A 16,172-nucleotide genomic window follows, 5' to 3' on the forward strand; every position below is an offset into this window, starting at 1 on the left:
TCCTTCTGAAGACCAGGTTATTGACTACTTTAATGTCATCCGCAAACAGTCAATAACTCTCTCCATATCCTCTTCTGTCATATTGGTACCTGATGGAAGACAAATGCCTTTCTCAAATAATTGTTCAGATACAGGCAAATCATCTTGATGGGCAAAAAAATCAACATCTTTAAATAAAGGCTGCATATGCAATGGCTTCCACATCGGTCTAGCTTCAATATTTTCATCTGCCAATGCCTGTAAGCATCGTGTAACATCTTCCTTATGTTCCAAAGTGAGTACCGTCAGCCAACGATTCGATAAGGTATGTTCCAGTTCAGGCAAAAAGTTCAACCCCTCAATCTCAGACAGAGCTGCCCGATACGTTTCATAAATCATCCTCTTCTTTTCAATTCTGTCCGGCAAAACCTCCAGTTGTGCCCTGCCAACCCCTGCCAGAATATTACTGAGCCGATAATTATAACCGACTTCTTTATGTTCATAATGAGGAGCGATTTCCTTTGCCTGCGTGGCCAAAAATTTTGCCCTCGCCAGAGCCTCAGTATTATTCGATATAAGCATTCCTCCACCAGAAGTAGTAATAATTTTGTTCCCATTGAAGGAGAAGATACCAAAATCACCCAAGCTTCCGCATGATTGGCCATGATAAAAGGAACCAAGGGCTTCAGCGGCATCCTCCAATATAGGTACTCCATATTTGGAACAAATGGCACAAATCTCATTCATCTTGGCACTTTGCCCATACAAATCTACAACAATAACAGCCTTAGGAAGTTTATTGCTTTTCGCCGCAAAATACAGTGCCTGTTCAAGAGCCTCTGGTGACATATTCCACGTATCCGGCTCTGAATCAATAAAGACAAGCTCCGCTCCCTGATAAATCACTGGATTTGCACTGGCAATAAAGGTAAGGGATGAACAAAAAACGACATCCCCTTTCCCCACATTCATCAAAGATAGCGCTAAATGAATTGCTGCGGTCCCTGAATTAACAGCCACCGCCCCCTTCACCCCTGCATATTCAGCGATTTCTCTTTCAAACGCATCAATATGCGGACCTGCAGGAGCAATCCAATTATCCTCAAGAGCTTTATGAATAAAAGCCATTTCTCCACCACTTAGATGAGGGATCGCCAGAGGTATTCTTTTCTTAAATGCCACCGTCTGCACTAGCTCCACCCCCTTCTTTATTCTCAATGTTTCGGGCAGGTACACCCATTGCCTTACAATAGTCAGGTACATGTTTAACAACCGCTGCTCCTGCTCCAATTTTTGACCATTTACCAATGTTGATTTCAGGGATAATAGAAGCTCCTGCTCCAACCAGGACACCTTCTTGAAGAGTAACTGAACCAGTTAAACATACCCTTGGAGACACATGGGCATAATCCCCTATCTCACAATCATGATCGACAATAGCTCCCGTATTAACAATCACATGCTTTCCAACCTTTGAATCAGCGTTAATTATGGCTCCCGGCATTACTACGGACCCTATACCTATTTGGGTACTTGGGCTAATGATGGCTTTCTGGGAAATTAGTGTACAATAGCGCTCGTCAGATAGATTTAATTTCTCAGCAATTGCTTTTCGGGTCTCATTATTCCCAATCGCAATGACTACTTTAACGTCCGGATATTGCTTCAAAATAAAATGAATAGAATGAATTGGCCCAATATATAAATCTAAAATGGCATCCAGCAATTCATACTTATCATCCAGATAGGCAATAATTTGACCACAACCGCTGGATTCTATTAATTCTTTAATCACCTTACTGTGCCCTCCATGGCCAATAACCGCATAATTCATTTCAATCACTCCTTCAGCGGACGTTTAAAATAATCTACTGTCGCCATCCCTTGTTTTGTAATGCCTTCAGAATGAATAACTTTTTTGAAGGTGAAGAATATAATCTTCAAATCCAGCCAAAAGGTACGATGGTTGACATACCATAGATCGTACGCAAATTTTTCTTCCCAGCTAATGTTATTACGGCCATTGATTTGTGCCCAACCTGTAATACCGGGTACCACCAAATGCCGTTTCGCTTCTTCTTCCGAATAATAGGGTAAATACTCCATCAATAAAGGCCTTGGACCAACAAAGCTCAGTTCCCCTTTTAATACGTTATATAATTGCGGCCACTCATCCAGACTGTATTTTCTCAACCATTTCCCAAATGAAGTCAGCCGTACTTCATCCGCTAATAAATGACCGTGTTCATCGCACTCATTTGTCATTGTCCGAAATTTATATAGTTGAAATGGTTTTGTATATAAACCGGGTCGCTGTTGCATAAAGAGGACAGGAGATCCCAATTTAAATTTGATTAGAATCGCTAAAATAGACAAAAACGGCCATAAAAAAATCAGCATGACGAGTGCCAAGCTGAAATCAAATACTCTTTTCAATTAGATACACCTCACTTGTACGGGATTATGTGTGAAAACCATTGTTCACATAGTTCGTTGGAAACTTGCTTATTTTATTAAGAAAGTAAACATATCATGGCTCCATCATCGAGGAAAAGTCTCCTAAATGGTATTAAAAAGAGAATATTTTAAATGACTGTCTATCTATCATCCAATAAATTTACCAAGGGATGGACTTTCTCCAATCCCTGTTTGTTTCTCCTTGCCAAATGATTCTTGAGTAATGTACGCCCTTCAGCAGAAATCAATAGTTGTTCAATCGCATCCGCCAACCCCGTTGTCCCGCTTTCAGCAATCATTCCGGTCTCCCCATTCCTGATTTGCCCACGAAATGATGGAATATCAGTCACCACAACTGGACATCCAAGTGTAAGTGCTTCTTCTACCGCGACACAATGGGCTTCTGTTCGAGAAGGCTGTACATAGATCATAGAGTTTTTTATGTAAGGATAAGGATTTGCTTTTTCACCCAGCAAATGAAAGCATTTCTCTAATCCATACTCCTTCACTTTCTTTTCCAGGGAGTGTAGCTCAGGCCCATTTCCAATCCAATACCATCGAATTTTCACTCCACGCTCCACAAGCATTTTGCAAGCGTCCACGGCTTCCCAAATTCCTTTTTCCTCGACCAATCTGGCAACCGTCACGACAGAATTCGCCTCTGCAAACTCCTCTTCCATCGGCTCCTCTGCCTGCAATCGTATCGATGCGGGTGATACCATATTATGAATGACTTTTATCTTTGAGGAATTCTCCGGGAAGTATTCTTTTAATGAGCGACTGGCTGATTCAGATACACATACAATCCAATCGCTTTTTTCAAATACTTTTTCATCGAGTTCCGGTGCTGGCCAGCCCTGACCCATGCTGTAATGATAGTCCATATGGTTATAGACGATTTTCCGTTTTGCTTTCACCTTCTCAATCACATAATAATTGCAAAAGAAATCGAGGTAACTGACAGCTGCATCATACACTTTTTCATTCGCCGGAAGTGTCGATCGATAAACAGACCACCTTCTAGCAGTACCTACACCTCTAGATAACCTGCCGGCCAGGGCGGACAACAGCTTAGCGGCCAGCAAAGAATATTGTTTGCCTCGTACCAATTGTGGGATTGCCTGTCCAATCGGCAGTGAAAATGTTTCAAATAATGGAGGCAATAGGTTCACCTCACGAGGAACTTGCGAAAATAAAACACCACTATAATCAAATAAAAGCAAATCGACTTCGTACTTTTCATAATCCAATTGATGAAGCAGGGCCAGGAGACTTCTTTCCACTCCACCAGTTTGTAAATACTGGGCCATAAATAAAATTTTTATCTTCATTCTAAAATCACCTAACTCGCCGACATGTATAACTTTGCCCATTGTCTAACGCTATTTTCCACATCAAAACCATTCTGTAAAAATTGATCATGTATTCCTGATAAAGATGGTTTTTGCAGGGAGGCAGTACCCATAATTGCATCTGTCCAATTTTCAATCGGTTCTTCAAGCCCCAAATAAGTAACTAATCCTACTCCCGTATCCACTGCAGCAGGAACACGATCTGACACGATACATGGCGTTCCCGCACACTGCGCTTCAAGGGCGGCAATTCCAAAGCCTTCGAAAAGGGAAGGAAAGACAAAAACATCAAAGAGATACATCCATTTTGGAATATCCGGCTGTATGCCAAGGAAATGAACCGATTTTTCGACCCCTAATCTCTCAGCCTCAATCTCTACTTCCTGCTTTAACGGTCCATCCCCAACAAATATGGCTGAAGCTTTTACACCTCTATGGTGAAGATGTTGAAGAAGGCTCAGAATAAACGATTGGTTCTTAGATTCTGAGAAACGACCTACATGTCCGATTATCAGATCTTCCAATGGAATACCCATCTTCTTCCTTTCTGCTTGCCTATTTACTTCATTCAGTGATTGATAGCTTGTTATATCAACCGTGTTATTCATAATTTTTAAGTTTCGGGAATTCTCCCCAAACAAGAAGCGGCCCGCTTCATCACTGCAGGCACAATATTGATTGGCAAACATATGAATCATTCCTTTTAAAGCCCTCAGCCCCAATGCCTGCATTCCATATTCTCTTCTATTCCAACTCGTGCAATGTGAATGGCAGATGCGGATTTTCACCTTTGATAAAAAAGCAGCAAACGCCACGACGCCTCCCTGAAAATCAGTATGAACATGCACCGCATCATACTGTCCATCCTTCATGATAGATACTAATGTTTTAATATAAGGTGCAGGACCTGCCCTTCCAAGACTAGTAATTCGGAAAACCTTTCCCCCCAGTTGCCTGATTTCTGCTTCAAATTCTCCCTCTTTTAACCCATGGGAAACAAAATCAAATTGCAGCTCTTCATGGTCGATTCTGCGATATACATCCATAATCAACATTTCCGCTCCGCCTCTCTCCAGAGCACTTACAACATGCAACACTCTTCTCATTCTCATCACCCGCCGAAAAAATGACTTTTATATTCAATACCGAGAGAAATAACTTCCTCATAATAAAAGAAAACAAAATAGAAGATTAAGATTCCAAAGTAAATCAGCTTCCGATCCCTTTCTCTGAATGATTGTACAACCCACGGAATCAAGATCAGCTGATAAAGCCCGAAATAATAATAAAATCTGGCAAATATCCAGTTCTGAGTGGAGATAAGCATAAACACCAATCCTAAAACGGACATATTTATAATGACATCACTTTCAGGAAAGATTTCTCTTATCCGCTCTCTTCCCAAAAAAGCCAACAATAGAGGTACGGAGGTGACAAGCACACGCACCATGCTGGCTCCTCCTTCAGAAAAGCTTTGATAATGTCCGTATTGTGTCGATTCCAGTGCGGAGAAAAGCAATTCTGAGAATTGATTGAATCCTAGTATAAGAATTACGGATAAAAAAAGAAGCAAAAACGTCGTTTTAGACCACGCCTTGCTTCTGACAAGAAAATAGATTGGAATCATAATAATCGCACTCATATGGATGCTTGAGGCCAGCAACACAACAAAGCCATATTTTTTCCAGTTTCCTTTTATTAAAAAGGTTGTCCCCGCAAATAAAATGGCTGCTGCCAGAAATTGACGCAGCCCATTCATAGAGGTTAAAAAGAGACCGCTTGTGATAAACACATACAAGCCTATTTCGATTAAGCGGCAGTATCTATAGAGCACTATCAGGATAAGACCGTTGGTAAGCAAGGCTGTCACAAAGATTAACAGCTGCGGATTCATAGAAATGCTCTGCAGCAGCATTTGCAACATTCCAAACCCAATGTCTTTATTTTCGAAAATATACGCCCAATCTATTCTATTTATTTTGTAGGCATGCATATAGAAAAAAGTATCCCCGATATTTGAACGTAGTCCTGAAACACATACGAGTGTCAAAAGAGCGAGCAGAGCGAACAACTTGTTTGGTTTGATCGACATCGAACCAAACCCTATATCAAATGAATAAAATCTTGCCATCAAAGCAAACATCATCACTAACGCTAAATTTAAATATAATACTGTCATAACAGTCTCCCTTCCTCAACTGAAAGACAGTCCAGCCTAGGCTGCTGTTTTTCTTCTTATATAGGCGTAGAGCAAAAAACCCGGAAATAGGGCTAATCCAGTCAGCCATTTTTCAGGCGTATCCTGAAGAAATCGTTTATTCCCATCCAGCAAACTACTAGACACATAATGAATAGCCTGCCGGAATTTAAATTGCTTTCCAGCCATCGGAAGCTTCATTAATTCTGTTCGATAAAAGGCAAACCCTTTGGGATTCCGGCGATATTGGCGCAGCATATTAAGACTTGAGCCATCCGCTAAATATTCAACACAGCAAAGGACTTCATTCATCAATAGCATGTCATACTCACAATCAAGCCGGTAATACTTATAATCGAGACCGACATATCGTTCATTTTGAAATAAAGGATATGGGTATTTTTTTGTAAGACTTGTCCGATATACAAGCTTTTTATCACCTTTAATCCCATGCTTATGATAGAGATTAAATAATGTGGATTGTTCCAGATCATCAGGAAACCTAGTTCCAATGATCGTTCCATCTGAAAAGGCATCTAGCCCAATGATGCCGCCCACATGCTCACCGCCATGACACTCCCAAAAATTGAGTATTTTTCCGACCGCGTCCATCGGCATATAATCATCTGAATCAATACATACATTCAATTCTGAATTCATTAGACGATATGCTGTATTATGTGCTCCATGCATCCCTTGGTTTTCCTGATAAACATAGCGGATGTCGACAGCTCCTTCCTCTATCCAGGAGCTGACCAGTTTTTCTGTCCCATCATTGGACCCGTCATCAATTATGAGCCAGCAGAAATCCTGACATGATTGTTTTTTCATACTATCGTAACAGGTGCCTAAACAATAGGCTCGATTGTACGTTGGGGTAAATACAGTCAATCGTTTAGGAGGTACGGTCACCGACAGCCCTCCTTTCTTCAGCAGAGTTAACAAGATTGATATAAAAGTGATTCATCCACTCCGCAGTAGAACGGATATCATATCCTTTGGCAGCCAGAGTACTCGCCGGAATTTCTCTTTTAAAATCTATCTTGGCAAAATAGCTTATCTTAGTCAGCCATTCTTCCACTTTACCCAATCTGGCATATCGAATTAAATCAGCACCCAAATCTACCTCCTGAGTGATATGTTCAGACAAAATACAAGGAAGGCCAGCAGCCTGCGCTTCTATGATTGTGACCGGTAATCCCTCATGAAAGGAGGGAAATAACATGAGGTCAAACGCCCTTAAAAGATCAGGAATATCATCTCGAATCCCAAGAAAAAGGACTTTATCCCTAATCCCTCTTCTGACAGCCAGTCCTTCCATTTGCTTACGCAGTGGTCCATCTCCTACTAATATAAGTCGAGCTTCAGGAAAAGACTTTAATGTTCGAACGAACACCTCAATCAGGAAAGCATGATTTTTTTGAACATTAAACCGGCCTACATGACCAAGCAACAGCGCATCATCTGCAAGATTTAGTTTTTTTCGAATGCGTAGTCTCCTACCCTCTGAAAATAAGAACTTCTCGCTCTCTACTCCATTTTTAATAATATTCACTTTCATGGAAGAGTTGCCAAACAACCAGGCTGCTGCCTTTTTCGAGCAAGCCGCATAATGAGTAGCGTTTTTTTGAATATGGGTTCCTGAATACCACTTATACGATTTGATTGCCCAACTTCCTTCACTTTCTGTATTATGACTATGCGCAATACGAATGGGAACTCCACTCTTTTTCGCTGCTTTACATACCAATCCGCTCATCTTATCCAGATGGGAATGAAGTATTTTATATTCGGGATGACTTAAAAAAAATTCTTTTAAAAGAAGCTGGTATTTAAATGGACCTACCTCAGAAATATAAGGAACTCGATGAATCATTCCTCCCATACCTTCAATTTCCTTGTCAAACACCCCGGGCTTGCATGTCAAAAAATCAAATTGAATACGGCTTCGATCGACATTTCTATACAAATTCATAATAAATGTCTCCGCACCCCCGCGATTCATATTCACTACTGCATGCAAAACTCTTATTGGGCTGTCCACGCTTCTTCCTCCATTTCATTCATATATTTTTGATAGATTCGGCTCACTTGCTGCAACACTCTGCCAACACTGTACGAACTTTCCATAATTTCTCTTCCATAAGCACCCATTTTAGATTCCATGGCAGGATCCATATAAAGCACTGCCAGTTTATTTACCATACTCTCCATATCATTTTGTTCCACAATCCAGCCGTTTTGGCAGTCTTGAATCAGTTCATTATGACCCCGGTTCCGTGTAGCAATCACTGGCAACCCGCAAGCCATCCCTTCCATTACATTAACTGGCAGCCCTTCACGCTGGCTGGCTGAGACCACAACATTACAAATTGGCAAAAGGCTATCAATATCATTCCTGAAACCCAGGAACTCCACTTGAGTAGATATCCCCAACCGTTTTGTCAGATTTCGGCAGTCTTCCTGCAACTCTCCTTCACCTGCAAGCAGGAGCTTTATATTCGGAATGCGTTCTATTAAATGGGCAACCGTATGAATCAGAAACTGGTGATTTTTATTTCGATTGAATTCGGCCGCATAAAACAGGAGATAATCTTCCTCCGAATAACCGAAATTCTGTCTTCTATCTAATTTTTCCACCTGAGGGATCGGTTTAAATTTTTCTATATCGACACCGACTCCATTAATTTTCTCGATTCTCCCAGCATTAAATGTATGCTCTTGCAACAGTCCATAATCCTCATCATTAATCGTAATCAGACAATCTGTATAATTGGCAAGCCATTTTTCAATCGGATAGTAGACCAGCCAATTTAAATAAGGAGCGTGTTTATAAAAATGAAACCCATGTACGGTATAGAGTACATGGGTTCCTTTTTTCCTCGCTTTTCTGGCTGCCAGCCGGGCAAGTAAACCACCCATAGGTGTATGGCAGTGAATGATTTCGTAATTTTCCTGGTCAATAATGGATGCTAGTTCAAGATAAGCTGCGCGATTTTGGAAATGGAAAGGAGACCGATGAACAGGAATGGTATACTTTTTATCCACATAAGGAAGAGTAAGATCCCCACTGGCTGCTACATGAACCATCCATCCATGCTCCTTGAACCATCTCATAACCGGCTGGTGAAAGGCCTTGAAATGATAATCTACCGTGGCGCAAAAAAGAATTGTTTTTGTCATCCCTTCATCCCCCCATGACCAATCCGGCAACCCCAGATCTTTTATAATCTGTCAGCATAAATAATCTCTCTTTTAATTGCTCTCCATTAAACCTCGCATATTCCTGAATAAATAGGTCAATTACTTCCATATCAATTGGCTGTGAGCTACCAATATAAATATGTTGAAACACTTGCTCTCCATTTATCTCATCCTGATCCAATAATTCTTCTACTAATTTCTCACCCGTCCGAATGCCTGTATATTGAATTTTAATTTCTTCCAGAGTGTATCCTGATAACGTAATTAGCTTCTTGGCTAAATCGACTATTCTAACCGGTTCACCCATATCGAGAACAAATATTTCACCGCCACCCGCAAGAACAGCTGCCTGAATACACAATCGGGACGCTTCAGGAATTGTCATGAAATAACGAACCATATCCGGATGCGTAACGGTAACTGGTCCCCCTTCCTGGATTTGCTTTTTAAATAATGGAATGACACTGCCTCGTGAACCAAGTACATTACCAAAACGTACAACCACAAACTTTGTTTTACTTTCATGATTCATATTCTGGACTACCATCTCAGCCAACCGTTTCGTTGCTCCCATAACACTAGTCGGATGAACAGCTTTATCACTTGAAATCAATACAAATGTTTGGACCCCATGCCAGTTGGCAGCTCTAGCTACATTCATCGTGCCAATTAAATTATTTTTAACCGCTTCATCTGGATTCCGCTCCATTAAAGGAACATGTTTATGAGCAGCGGCATGGAAAACGAAATCGGGCAAATACTTCCCCATCACATACATCATCTTATTGAAATCCTGAATATCTGCGATTTCGGTAATAATCTCTATATCTGAAATATCTTCTGAATGAGCTAATTCCATTTCAATATGATAAATACTCGTCTCCCCATGTCCAAGGAGTATCATTTGTTTAGGCTCAAATTTGGCTAATTGCCGGCAAATCTCTGAACCGATTGACCCTCCTGCACCAGTAATCAGGACGACCCGATCTTTGATGGTCTCTTCAATCTTTTCCAAATCCAATTGAACTGGATCCCGTCCCAGCAAATCTTCAACCTTAACATCTCGAAACTCACTGATTGGAGCATTTCCTGACAAAATTTCATCCAAACCAGGCAATATTTTCGTCACACAATTCGTACTTAAACATAGTTGATAAATTTGTGATAAGGTTGCTTTTGGCAAAGAAGGAATTGCCAATATAATTTCTTCCACTCCCCATGCTTTTACGATAGACTGAATATCTTTCGCTTTTCCTAAAACCGGAATACCAAAAATATGCAGATGCTGTTTGGCAGGATCATCATCAATAAACCCGACCGGCTGTATTTGAGAATTGATATTTTTTAGCAAATGACCGGCAACCATCCTACCTGCAGAACCGGCACCAACAATTAAAATCCGCGTTTTTTTCTGACGCGAATTCAAGACAGAATCCCTGAATAATCGCCAGCAAAAGCGCGCGCCTCCCATGAACGTTAAATTCAATAGTCCTACAGCAACGAACAGACGAACGAATACATTCTGCATCAAGATGGATTGAAGGATAGCTACTGTTACAATAGAACAGGAAACCACTTTGAAAATGACAAACCATTCTTCAATACTCGCATATTCCCATGCTTTTCTATATAACTTAAACACCATTGAAAAAACCAAAGTAACGATAATTAACATGACTGCAAGTATTATTAAATAAGTCATTTCCACCGTTATATACGCGTTTACTAAAAATGTGCCGTAAAGAATAGCTGTCAGGATGATAAATGAATCGATTAGAGCGAATATCCAAAAACGCTGTTTATAACTCATGGTTTTCTCCTCCTTCTTCGTGTACTAGTTCATAAAACCCTTACCTATATGCCGCTCTACCATATAAGTAAAGGCTTTACAATTTAAAATTGATTGATCAGTGTCTATTAAAAATTTACTCATGGACACGCTGCGGAGTAAATCATCCCATACAAATATGGATACTATATAAATTAAAAGGGCATCTAACCCCTCCTCACATCACCTCCTTGACGACTGGCGTCTAAGGCTATTCACCCACAAGATGACCGAGTGTCTCCATTGATAATGGTCAGGAGACATCACCACAACTATAAAAATCTATTAAAAGCACATTTTGTTCTATATAAAGAACTAATTGGTTAAAAAAAATACTTATTTATTTAAAACTCCTCCAATAATCGTTGCTTTCGCCATTTCCAGCATTTTACGAGCATTGGTTGCATCTTCTATGGAGGTACGATCCTTTTGAATAACCAGCAAGACACCATCACACATATGAGCCAGCAATTTAGTATCGGTAGCTTCTAAAATTGAGGCTGAATCAATAATGACCTTGTCATACTGTTCAATAGCTTCATGTAAAATTTTTTTCATCACATCAGAGCCTAACAATCCTGCTTTTGGCACCTTCCCCCCACTCGTCAAAATACCTAATGTTTCCAACCAATTAGGATAAACCGATTGCCCTAATGTCGCCTCTCCCATTAATAAATCAGCCAACCCTATTGTATTACGGATTCTAAACAAAGAATGGATTGCCGGTTTACCTAAATTCGCATCAATCAGCAAAACCTTTACTCCCTCCAATGCCATAGAGATTGCCAGATTAGAAGAAATGGTCGTTTTACCTTCTCCTTCTGATGGAGAGGTAACCAAAATAATGCGAGAGTCAGTCCCCTCCTCTGAAAAATAAATATTTGTTTGAATTTCTCTAAACTCCTCCGAAATAAGCGCTCGTTTCACCGAAAATGGCCATATTTTTTTCCATGCCGATTTAAACATTATTTTTCTGTTCATAATGAAGATTCCTCACCCCTGTGGGTCACCAAGACTCTTTGTCCGTTTATACCTGTTGGACTTCGTTTCACGCGATTAATCTTTGATACTCTTCCGATAACCGGTATACCAATTATGGACTCAATATCTGCAATACTTCGGATGGAACGGTCAAGTGAATCCAGCAGAAAAGCAATTCCAATACCCACGATCACTCCCAGGCCGATTGCAGCAATTAACAGCTTGGTATGGTTTTCGTTGATGGGAGTTAAATCTTCTTTTGCATTTGAAAGAAAATGTACTTTATCAAAGTTCATTATGGAAGGTACTTCCTCTTTAAATATTCGTGCTGTTGTATTGGCAATGGCAGTTGCCTGTTCAGGATCGGAATCAACTACGCCAATATTGACAACCTGTGAATTATCAATGCTCGTCACTGTAATCTTCGCAGCCAAATCCTCCGGACTCATTGAAAGCCCAAGTTCACGACCTACCTTCTCCATGACATTCGAATCCTTAATAATTACCTGAAGTGTATTCCTCAATTCAGCTTCTGCTTCGATGATAATTGCTGCAGAAGATTGATAAAGCGGTGTCGTAAACCATTTGATATAGAATAAACCACAAATAAATGTAAGAACGGTAAAGATGGTGATAATCCATAGCCTCTTCTTTAAGACCCTAATCCATTCCCTGACATTAATTTCTTTTGAATTCCCAGGATTCATCCAATCCCCCCAATCTCCTGTATGCTACTTTATCCTCACCCAACTACTTCACCAAGAGTTTAAGAACCAAGCAGATGGCTAAATACCCCTTTCTTCTCTGCGGCAAGTTGATTGTACCGTCCTGTTTGTACAATTCGACCTTCATCGAGAACAAGCACTTGATCAGCATTGCGAATGGTTGACAGCCTATGGGCGATAATGATGATTGTCATCTTGCCTTTTAATCGATCGAGTGCATCTTGGATTTTGGCTTCATTTTCTTGATCCAAAGCACTTGTCGCTTCATCCAAAATAAGCACAGATGGTTTTCTGAGTATCGCTCTTGCCAACACAAGTCTTTGCCTTTCTCCTCCAGAGAGACGAACACCCCGATCTCCGATTAACGTATCCAAGCCATTCGGCAATTTACGGACAAACTGGGCAGCTGCCGCGAATTCCAGCGCTTCCCACAAATCCCCCTCTTTTGCATCCGGGCAGATTAACATAAAATTATCTCGAATACTTCCATTAAATAGGAAAGGATCCTGTGGCACGTAACTGATATTTTGCCTGAACAAGTATCTGTTCTCTTCATTCACCTCAGTCCCACCAATAAAAATCTTGCCTCCATCTGCTTTTAATAGACCCATCAATAAATCGATTAACGTACTTTTACCTGCACCTGATCTCCCAACAATGGCCGTCGTTGATTGAAACGGTATGTTAAGATTAATCGTTTGCAAAGCATAGCGTTCCGAATCTGCCTGATAGCGATAGGAAACATTTTGGCAAGTAAGATCGCCTTTAAAGTAAAAATGATTCCCTTGAACTGTCGGTGCCTCATTCGATGATTGGCATTCCTCCAATAGGTTTGTTAATGAATCAAAAGCAGGAAGTGCCGAAGCAATTTGTTCCATACTGTACTGGATGGCTGTAAACCTTGGCCACAATCTTGAAAAAATCAAAACAATCACAATCAGTTCCTCAGGTGCAGAATGAAACATATTAAGAGATAAATAGATAAAAAGGGCAACTAATAAAGCTTGGGAAGATTTATAAAAAAATTGCGATTGTGCCTGAACATGTGCATTTTGCATACGTTCATGTTTATACTGATCATTGAAATTGTTTAACCACTTGCTCATCGAGTGTTCCAATGAATTACTTTTAATTTCTTTCATACCATTTAAATGATCCGATATAGATCCATAATAGGACCGGGCAATTTCCGTTGTCTGATTCCCTATTGCTTCTGACTTTTTAATATATCTCCTTGAAAACAGAGCCAGCACGCCTCCGCAGCACAAAACGAAAAATGTAATTTCAGGAGACAGCCACAAAGCAATTCCAATTTGAATAATCGTGAAAACGACTGAAGTAGCCAGGAGCAAGAATTGACTGATACCCACACTCACTCTGTTCAATTCATCGGTGAGGCTGTTCAATAAGTCAGAACGCCGTTTCTTCAAAAAAAACAACCAATCTGCCCATAGTAAGGATTGATATATTTTTGTGCGCAGATGATTGGTGTACCCAACATAAATCATTCTGTTCTGAATCGTTAATTTCTTTTGAAACCAGTTCTGCCCTGTAATTATAAGTACATAGATAACTAAAATGATAGCTAACCCAATGGCAACTGGTATCTCTTCAACAAATGCAAACCATTCGCTAAAGGGCATAGCCTTACCCGCCTGGTCAATCATACCGCTCATCTCAATCATCGGTATAAGCAGGAGGATGCCGATACTCTCTATAAAACTAACGAGTACCATCCCAAGTAAATTCACATATAGGATTTTACCTGCATACGTCCGCAATTCCTGGATAAACATCCATAATGATTTCATCTGTGCTCTCCCCCAACTAAACGAGCTGCCTCCACATCCACAAAAACGGCCGCAGCGGAAAATATAAGAAATGCAGTGCTTTAGGCAATGGCAATGTCTTGGCATCATCAATACAAGGATAAAGAGCTCCAATCATTCGAAAGGCCTTTTGCCTTCTCGTCATGATAGATTGATAGTAGCCATTGGCGTTTTTGGCAAACCGTCTTGAAAGTTTATCATCATGGATATCAATCTCATTCATAATTAAAAAGAGGGCATCTTCAGCTAATTGATACGATCCTACCGTCACATGACTGACGAGTGGAAGCTTCTGATCTATTAATTTTTCTGCCAATAATTGCACCTGGGCAGCGATATGGGTTACCTCATATCTCCGCTGCATCTTTTTTATCACTTGCCAATCTTGAATTTGCTTAGACAAATCTGCAACATCAAGCAACCAACGTATGCGGAACCATCCATGACGTGCACCATGAATCATCAAAAATAAATAAAGATCTTCTGTACCTAGTAAATAAATTGGTTTTTTGGTCAAAGAACTGATATTCCTCCGGTTCCAAAGTTGGTCAAAACTCGGTTCTTTCGCTCCACCTGGATGCAGCTTCCAATGAAGCTCTATTTTTTGAAAGGTTTTGGGATGTTTGTATTCCACATGATGGTTTTTCCATTTCCAATCTCCTAAAACCGATCGTTTATACCCATCCCTTTCATAGCCTCTTTTAAGGAGGATGGCATCTGCCTTTTCAAAGTCCTTTAAAGGAATTAATAAATCTAGATCATTGGAAGTGCGCATCGATAAGTTTCCATATAGTTGAAAAGCAAGTGCAGGACCCTTCAGAAATAAACAACGAATCTCACTCTCTTGAAAAATACTTGATATATGTTCCATTTCAGCACTCAATTTCATCATTTGAAAGGTATTTTGCTGATAAAGATTCCGGAGCAGAGCCATCGTTTCCTGAGGAATTTCTTCACCCAAACCACCATTTAGTTTTTTATAAATAATCGGATACAGTCTGTGGTGCTTGACAACCTCCAGAAATACATGCCAATTAATCGAACTCTTCATTAACTGTTGAATGGAAGTCCCGTCATTTTTGATCAAGGCGAGCATCAGATTCAGCTCTTTGGAAAAACCAGTTGTTTGCAAAGTCTGTTTATCCATTATTTCTCCTCCTTTTGATCGCCCATTCTTTTAGCAAAAGTCCCCACCACCGTATATCTTTCCTTCCCATTTGCCCCAGTCACAAAGTATAATCCACTCCGCAGCCAGGCATGGGCTTTCATCTTACCTTCCTCATCTCTTGCTGTTGCCATATAGAGAGTACTGTCAATGCCACGACGCTCAAGCATTCTCATTCCTGCAATCGCCATCACAAGACATTTACTTTCCCAAAATGTATATCTGCTCATTGTTTCCAGACTTTTAGATACGGACTGCAGGATCTCAGTATGGGCTGGCACATAAGACAGAGGTGTCTCCTCCATTTTACTGCCGAGGGTTGGGGCAACCTTGGAGAAGGGCAAGCTCTTTTGTATCCGGGCCACTCCTAAAAAATAATATGCTTCCAAATACATCAAGAAAGTTTTACCATCTAAAGAGAGCAAGGTCCGTGCTTTCTGAATGAAATTCATGAA

General features: G+C 40.4%; 15 protein-coding genes. All 15 read right to left on the reverse strand.

Annotated elements, in window-relative coordinates; all coding sequences use genetic code 11:
* Positions 1-24 precede the first annotated feature (24 nt).
* The 15 genes from AC4G3K_RS08350 to AC4G3K_RS08420 all read right to left on the reverse strand — a co-directional run bounded on the left by AC4G3K_RS08350 (position 25) and on the right by AC4G3K_RS08420 (position 16,169).
* Entirely contained in the window at positions 25-1,170 is a 1,146-nt protein-coding gene (locus AC4G3K_RS08350; protein ID WP_491076638.1) for a DegT/DnrJ/EryC1/StrS family aminotransferase, read from the reverse strand.
* Positions 1,151-1,813 (reverse strand): acetyltransferase, encoded by a 663-nt coding sequence (locus AC4G3K_RS08355; protein WP_491076637.1) that lies wholly within the window; start codon positions 1,811-1,813, stop codon positions 1,151-1,153. Before AC4G3K_RS08355 ends, AC4G3K_RS08350 begins: the two co-directional genes overlap by 20 nt.
* A 5-nt stretch (positions 1,814-1,818) precedes the next feature.
* Positions 1,819-2,415, reverse strand: coding sequence for a sugar transferase (locus AC4G3K_RS08360; RefSeq protein ID WP_491076636.1), 597 nt, complete (start codon positions 2,413-2,415; stop codon positions 1,819-1,821).
* Between the two features lie 161 nt (positions 2,416-2,576).
* Positions 2,577-3,767 carry a glycosyltransferase gene (locus tag AC4G3K_RS08365; RefSeq protein ID WP_491133016.1) on the reverse strand — a complete coding sequence of 397 codons (1,191 nt, stop codon included), beginning with the start codon at positions 3,765-3,767 and terminating at the stop codon, positions 2,577-2,579.
* An 11-nt stretch (positions 3,768-3,778) separates the two neighbouring features.
* Positions 3,779-4,894: a glycosyltransferase family 1 protein gene (locus tag AC4G3K_RS08370; protein ID WP_491076634.1), complete on the reverse strand. Its 1,116-nt coding sequence runs from the start codon at positions 4,892-4,894 to the stop codon at positions 3,779-3,781.
* Between the two features lie 5 nt (positions 4,895-4,899).
* Positions 4,900-5,967 (reverse strand): EpsG family protein, encoded by a 1,068-nt coding sequence (locus AC4G3K_RS08375; RefSeq protein ID WP_491133017.1) that lies wholly within the window; start codon positions 5,965-5,967, stop codon positions 4,900-4,902.
* A gap of 36 nt (positions 5,968-6,003) precedes the next feature.
* Positions 6,004-6,897, reverse strand: coding sequence for a glycosyltransferase family 2 protein (locus AC4G3K_RS08380; protein ID WP_491133018.1), 894 nt, complete (start codon positions 6,895-6,897; stop codon positions 6,004-6,006).
* On the reverse strand, positions 6,881-8,029 hold the full coding sequence (locus tag AC4G3K_RS08385) for a glycosyltransferase family 1 protein (protein ID WP_491076631.1): 1,149 nt from the start codon (positions 8,027-8,029) through the stop codon (positions 6,881-6,883). Before AC4G3K_RS08385 ends, AC4G3K_RS08380 begins: the two co-directional genes overlap by 17 nt.
* Positions 8,014-9,168 carry a glycosyltransferase family 4 protein gene (locus AC4G3K_RS08390; RefSeq protein WP_491133019.1) on the reverse strand — a complete coding sequence of 385 codons (1,155 nt, stop codon included), beginning with the start codon at positions 9,166-9,168 and terminating at the stop codon, positions 8,014-8,016. Before AC4G3K_RS08390 ends, AC4G3K_RS08385 begins: the two co-directional genes overlap by 16 nt.
* Positions 9,169-9,172: 4 nt before the next feature.
* Positions 9,173-10,999: a polysaccharide biosynthesis protein gene (locus tag AC4G3K_RS08395; protein ID WP_491133020.1), complete on the reverse strand. Its 1,827-nt coding sequence runs from the start codon at positions 10,997-10,999 to the stop codon at positions 9,173-9,175.
* 354 nt (positions 11,000-11,353) lie between these two features.
* Positions 11,354-11,998, reverse strand: coding sequence for a CpsD/CapB family tyrosine-protein kinase (locus tag AC4G3K_RS08400; protein WP_491076628.1), 645 nt, complete (start codon positions 11,996-11,998; stop codon positions 11,354-11,356).
* Positions 11,995-12,705: a YveK family protein gene (locus AC4G3K_RS08405; RefSeq protein WP_491076627.1), complete on the reverse strand. Its 711-nt coding sequence runs from the start codon at positions 12,703-12,705 to the stop codon at positions 11,995-11,997. The genes AC4G3K_RS08400 and AC4G3K_RS08405 overlap by 4 nt, the downstream gene beginning before the upstream one ends.
* A 59-nt stretch (positions 12,706-12,764) precedes the next feature.
* Positions 12,765-14,534 (reverse strand): ABC transporter ATP-binding protein, encoded by a 1,770-nt coding sequence (locus AC4G3K_RS08410; protein ID WP_491133021.1) that lies wholly within the window; start codon positions 14,532-14,534, stop codon positions 12,765-12,767.
* Positions 14,535-14,550: 16 nt separating this feature from the next.
* Positions 14,551-15,699 carry a nucleotidyltransferase domain-containing protein gene (locus AC4G3K_RS08415; RefSeq protein WP_491133022.1) on the reverse strand — a complete coding sequence of 383 codons (1,149 nt, stop codon included), beginning with the start codon at positions 15,697-15,699 and terminating at the stop codon, positions 14,551-14,553.
* Positions 15,699-16,169 carry a lasso peptide biosynthesis B2 protein gene (locus AC4G3K_RS08420; protein ID WP_491133023.1) on the reverse strand — a complete coding sequence of 157 codons (471 nt, stop codon included), beginning with the start codon at positions 16,167-16,169 and terminating at the stop codon, positions 15,699-15,701. Before AC4G3K_RS08420 ends, AC4G3K_RS08415 begins: the two co-directional genes overlap by 1 nt.
* Positions 16,170-16,172 lie beyond the last annotated feature (3 nt).

The sequence above is a fragment of the Bacillus sp. z26 genome, assembly GCF_058313635.1.